At 62.3% G+C, this 5,266-nt stretch carries 4 protein-coding genes; 1 reads left to right on the top strand and 3 read right to left on the bottom strand.

The features are described from left to right. The first annotated feature begins 649 nt into the window (after positions 1-649). Positions 650-910 carry a hypothetical protein gene (locus VFE81_RS01340; RefSeq protein ID WP_325042871.1) on the top strand — a complete coding sequence of 87 codons (261 nt, stop codon included), beginning with the start codon at positions 650-652 and terminating at the stop codon, positions 908-910. Positions 911-943: 33 nt separating this feature from the next. Here VFE81_RS01340 and VFE81_RS01335 read toward each other — a convergent pair whose 3' ends face one another. The 3 genes from VFE81_RS01335 to cobN all read right to left on the bottom strand — a co-directional run. Beyond that, positions 944-1,483: a vWA domain-containing protein gene (locus VFE81_RS01335; protein ID WP_325042870.1), complete on the bottom strand. Its 540-nt coding sequence runs from the start codon at positions 1,481-1,483 to the stop codon at positions 944-946. 131 nt (positions 1,484-1,614) lie between these two features. Further along, positions 1,615-2,679 (bottom strand): ATP-binding protein, encoded by a 1,065-nt coding sequence (locus VFE81_RS01330; protein ID WP_325042869.1) that lies wholly within the window; start codon positions 2,677-2,679, stop codon positions 1,615-1,617. Then, a partial coding sequence (gene cobN, locus VFE81_RS01325) for a cobaltochelatase subunit CobN (RefSeq protein ID WP_325042868.1) occupies positions 2,676-5,266 on the bottom strand: 2,591 nt, incomplete at its 5' end. The genes cobN and VFE81_RS01330, both read right to left, overlap by 4 nt.

Raw genomic sequence — 5,266 nt, 5'->3', positions numbered from 1 at the left:
CTCACTCAACGTACTGACGAATGATCTTCCTGTCTTTCAACAGCAAAACCTTCCTTTAATACTCGTGTGAGACTTGATACTTTCGCTTCCCGGCAGACCCCGAAGGACCCACCGGCGCGTCGCGCATCAAGCGCCCACACTTATCGGCTGTTAATTTTTAAAGATCGAGTCCGCATTCACCACCAAAACCGCACCGCTGTCGCCAACCTCACAACCATCCGGCACCGCTTCGTTCTGCGTCGCTGCATCTGCAGCAGAGAAACGAGATTATGGAGAACGGTCGGCATGTCGTCAATCCCTCTCATGCAATTATTTTCAAAAAGTTGAGAAGAACCGAAGCAGCCCTTATCCGGGCACCGAAAAAATACTTAGTTATCCGAGTTAATTTAACGCAATACCAGTGATTGCATTTTTTTGCAAGCGAGAGGCACTAACTCGATCGAACGATCCCGCGCCACTGGAGACACTGGAGACACTGGAGACACTGGAGACACTCAGATGCACGGACACAAGGGACGCACGAACGCGGAGGACGAGGAAGACGCAGCGGGAACGAGCGAATCGAGGACGCGCAAAGCGCTTCAGCATCGGCGAAACTGGCGATGCATATGAAGGTCTGGGCCTGGCCAACAGCATCAGCACGCTCGGCATGTCGCTAAACGCCTCATGGACGCTGGGTGCAGTCGGCGAACGATTGCGCGTCGCCTTCTTCCTCAAATCGGCTGAGCAGCAAACCGCGATCGAAACCACCGCAGTCATCCGCAACGTGCCGAAAGGCAGTGCGCCGGGCGAGCCATCGATCCACGGTCTCGAACTCGATCAACTCGATGCTGCGCAGCAGATGGCGATGAAAGTCTTCGTATTCGACCGCCAGGACGACGTGCAATATTGGTCCAACGGTTTGAAATAAACGCACGAAAACGCGCAGCATGGCGCGCGCGACTCAGACGATCAGTTCTTCCGGCGTAAAAAGCGCCGCGCCCCAAGCATTCGCAAGCGCCCGGCAACGACCCAGTCGAATCGCCTCCCGCTCAAAATCGACGAATACCACCTCGTCCGCGTGAAGTGGCCGCGCCGGCTGATCTCCGCTGCGGCCGTCGGTCAGGACCCACAGCCAGCGCTGCTGCGCAGGCTTGCGTCGGGCGCTGCGCTCCAGCACCAGCGCGGCCTGACGCACGCCGGACGCGAGCGGCGTCCCGCCGCCTCCACCCACCGGCCTTAACCATCGCTCGTTCCACCAGCGCGGCACGGCGGGACCGAAACGCAGATCGGCGCCAGCACCGCCAAAGCACACCAACGCCGCCTCGGCGCGCGAAGTACTTGCGTGATCGAACAGCGCACTCAGCAAACCTTTCGCGAGTGCAAGACGCTGCCCGCCAAGCATGGAACCGGAACAATCGAGCACAAAACAGTGCAATACACCGCCCCGCGGCGCCTCGCGCACGAAGCGCAGATGCTCGGCGCGCAGTGAATCCTGACGCATCGCGGTGAGCGTCGGCAGCCATGCGATACGTTTACCCGGTGTCCCTTGCAAACGGCCACGCGAACCTGCGCCGGCACCTTGCCGCCATCGAAAACCGCTGCGCGAGTCAGCGGCGGCACCTTTCCGATGGCTCAGCGTTTTTTTGCGTTGAGCGGAATGACGCCTTTGACCTGCGCGACGCCCGCGGGCTGCGGTGGTAAATAACCCCAATCGCTATCGCCGGCAGCGGCGCCTGGCTCTGTATCGTGCGAGGCTTGCGAAGACCCGGCATTCGCATTGTCAGCGGCCGGTTGCGGCGCTTCGTTCTCACGTGCGCCACCCTCTGCACGCGTCTCGCGATCATGGCGCCGATGTATCAGCACCGCCTCGGCGACTCGCTCGACATGCTCCGTCGTAACCGCAGCCGCCTGCTCCAGCGCAGCCAATGCCCGCGCTGCGCGCAACATCACGAGATCGGCACGCAAACCATCGACCGCCGCTTCGATGCACAGCGCACTGACATGCGCATGCACGGCGTCGTCGAAGTCGAGTTGCGGCAGCGCTTCACGCGCCGCACGAATCCGCTCAACATACGTTTTCTGTTGCCGCGTAAACCCAGCGCGAAAACCGTGTGGTTCGAGATCGAACGCGAGACGTGCCTTGACGATCTGCTGACGCACCTGCGGCTCAAAACAGTTCTGCAACTCGACCATCAAACCAAAGCGATCGATCAGTTGCGGCCGCAACTCGCCTTCTTCGGGATTCATCGTGCCGATCAGCACGAAGCTCGCATCGTGACTATGCGAGACACCATCGCGCTCGACGGTATTCACGCCGCTGGCAGCCGCATCGAGTAATGCATCGACGAGCGCGTCGGGCAGCAGATTCACCTCATCGACATACAGCACGCCGCGATGTGCTTTCGCGAGCAAACCAGGCGAGAAACGCACCGAGCCATCGCGCAGCACGGTTTCGATATCGAGCGTGCCGATCAAGCGGTCTTCACTCGCGCCGAGCGGCAAGTTCACCAATTGTCCTTCCGGCAACAACTCCGCGAGCGCGCGCGCCGCGGTCGATTTCGCCGTGCCGCGCGGCCCACTCACCAGCACGCCGCCCAGACCGGGATCGATCGCGGCCAGCAGGAGCGCCTGCTGCAGTGGCGTCTGGCCGATCAGCGCGGCGAATGGAAAAGTGGGCCGTTGGGTCGCTGCGTTCATGTTTGCATTCCTTCGATCTGCTGCTCGTTCGCGAGCAGATGCTGTTCGACTTGCGCGCGATAGTCGCCGGGCGCCTGCCACAGACCGCGCTGCATCGCTTCGAGCAGGCGCTCGCAGATCGAATGCATGGCGTGCGGATTGTGCCGCTGCAAAAACTCGCGCGTATCGGCGTCGTTCAAGTAAGCATCGGTGACGAGCGCATATTGATGATCGGCAACCACCCGTGCAGTTGCATCGTAGCCGTAGAGATAATCGACCGTCGCCGCGATTTCGGCGGCGCCTTTGTAGCCATGGCGCTTCACGCCATCGAGCCATTTGGGATTGATCACCCGCGAGCGAACCACGCGCGCGATCTCTTCATGCAGCGTGCGAACGCGCGGCGCGGCGGGGTTGCTGTGGTCCGCGTGATAGATCTGCGGCTGAGTACCCGCCAGATGCCGCACCGCCGCGACCATGCCACCCTGGAACTGGTAGTAGTCGTTCGAATCGAGCAGGTCGTGCTCGCGATTGTCCTGGTTCTGCAGCACCACATCCATCGCGGCAAGACGTGTGCCGAATGCGTGGCGCGCTTCTTCGCCGGCGCTTTTCTGCGTGTAGGCGTAACCGCCCCACGCCTGATACGCGTTCGCGAGATCGGCATCGGTTTGCCATTGTTGCGAGTCGATCATGTCCTGCAAACCCGCACCATAAGCGCCGGGCCGCGCGCTGAAGACACGCCAGCCGGCGCGCTTGCGCGCCTCGGTGGCGTCCATGCCGCGCGCAATCAGCGCATCGCGTTCGCGCAGCACGCGCGCGCGAATCGGGTTCAGGTCCTCGGGCTCATCGAGTTCGGCCACGGCCTGCACGGCGGCGTCGAACAGATGCATCACGTTTGCGAAGGCATCGCGGAAAAAACCGGACACGCGCAACGTGACGTCGATACGCGGCCGGTCGAATACCTCGATCGGCATGATCTCGAAGTCGGTCACGCGATGACTGCCCGGGGCCCATTTCGGCCGGACGCCGAGTAATGCAAGCGCCTGAGCGATGTCGTCGCCGCCGGTGCGCATGGTTGCGGTGCCCCACACCGAGAGGCCAATTGCGCGCGGGTAATCGCCTTTTTCCTGCAGATGCCGTTCGATCAACTGCTGCGCGGATTTCAAACCAAGCGACCATGCGGCTTGAGTCGGCACTCCGCGCGTATCGACCGAATAGAAGTTACGACCGGTGGGCAGCACATCGGGCCGTCCACGCGAAGGCGAACCACTCGGCCCCGGCGGCACGAAGCGCCCTTCCAGCCCGCGCTTCAGATGCAGCATTTCCTGCGGACCGCAGGCGTCGAGCCGCGGCAATACGTCGTTGCGCAGGCGCTCGATCACTCGTTCCGCCTGAAGCAAGGTCCCGCTCACGCGCGCCGCATCGGACGCTCCATCGCCACACACTTCACGCAACATCGCAGCCGCCAGCAGTTCCAGGCGCTCGCGCGTATCGCCGCAGTGCCGCCATGGCGCATCGCTCACCTGCTGCAACACGTCAGGACGAGGACCATCCCACGCCGCCGACCAATCCACCGACAGCGGATCGAACAGATGATCCATCTGCAGATCGCGCGCCAACGCATCGATCAACCCAGCCTTGCTGCCTTGGCCATCACCGACCGGAAAGCGTCCTAAAGCCAGCAACGTATCGCGCCGCTGCACCCCGTCGGGCGATTGCCCGAACGTATGCAAACCATCGCGAATCTGCGCCTCCTTCAACTCGCACAGCCATGCATCGACGCGCGTCAGCAGCGCGTCCTCAGCGTCCTGTCCATTCGGTGCCGCGAGACTCAATTCGTCATGCAGTTTATGCTCGACGATGGTCGCGAGAATGGTGCGCCTCAACAGCTTCGAACGGCGCGGATCGACCATCAGCGCTTCATAGTATTCGTCGACCTGGCGTTCGAGGTCCTGCAACGGTCCGTAGGTTTCGGCGCGCGTGAGCGGCGGCATCAGGTGATCGATGATAACGGCCTGCGTGCGACGCTTCGCCTGACTGCCCTCGCCCGGATCGTTGACGATGAACGGATACAGATGCGGCATCGGGCCGAGAATCAGATCGGGCCAGCAGGCATCGCTCAACGCGACGCTCTTGCCGGGCAACCATTCGAGATTGCCGTGCTTGCCGACATGCACGACAGCATCGACGCCGAACTGATGACGCAGCCAGAAATAGAACGCCAGATACGCATGCGGCGGCACCAGTTCAGCGTCGTGATAGCTCGCGTAATCGCCCTGCTCGCGCGAACGCGACGGCTGAATGCCGACGAACACCTGCCCGCAGCGCCAGCCCGCGATCATGAAACGGCCGCGCCGCAAGGTCGGATCCTGTTCGGGCGAGCCCCAGCGCGCGTTCAGCGCATTGCGGGCTTCGGCGGGTAACGCGTTGAAGTACACAAGATAGTCGTCGAGCGCGAGGCTTTGCAACGCGGGCCGCAAATCACGCACGACCGGATCGTTGGTCACGCCTTCGGTCAACGCCTTCAGCAGCGCGTCGCCGTCGGCGGGCAATGCTGCGAGGCGATATCCCTCATCGCGCAACATGGACAGAATGCCGACCACCGAGGCCG

Source organism: Paraburkholderia sp., assembly GCF_035656215.1.
In the GTDB taxonomy this organism is placed as follows: Bacteria; Pseudomonadota; Gammaproteobacteria; order Burkholderiales; family Burkholderiaceae; genus Paraburkholderia.
The sequence above is the reverse complement of the archived record's forward strand: the minus strand, read 5'-3'. Positions and strand labels throughout refer to the sequence as shown.

Bases quoted from the DNA above. Each gene is read 5' to 3' on its own strand.
- VFE81_RS01330 (WP_325042869.1), bottom strand. From the start codon at position 2,679: ATGAACGCAGCGACCCAACGGCCCACTTTTCCATTCGCCGCGCTGATC.
- VFE81_RS01335 (WP_325042870.1), bottom strand. From the start codon at position 1,483: ATGCGTCAGGATTCACTGCGCGCCGAGCATCTGCGCTTCGTGCGCGAG.
- VFE81_RS01340 (WP_325042871.1), top strand. From the start codon at position 650: ATGTCGCTAAACGCCTCATGGACGCTGGGTGCAGTCGGCGAACGATTG.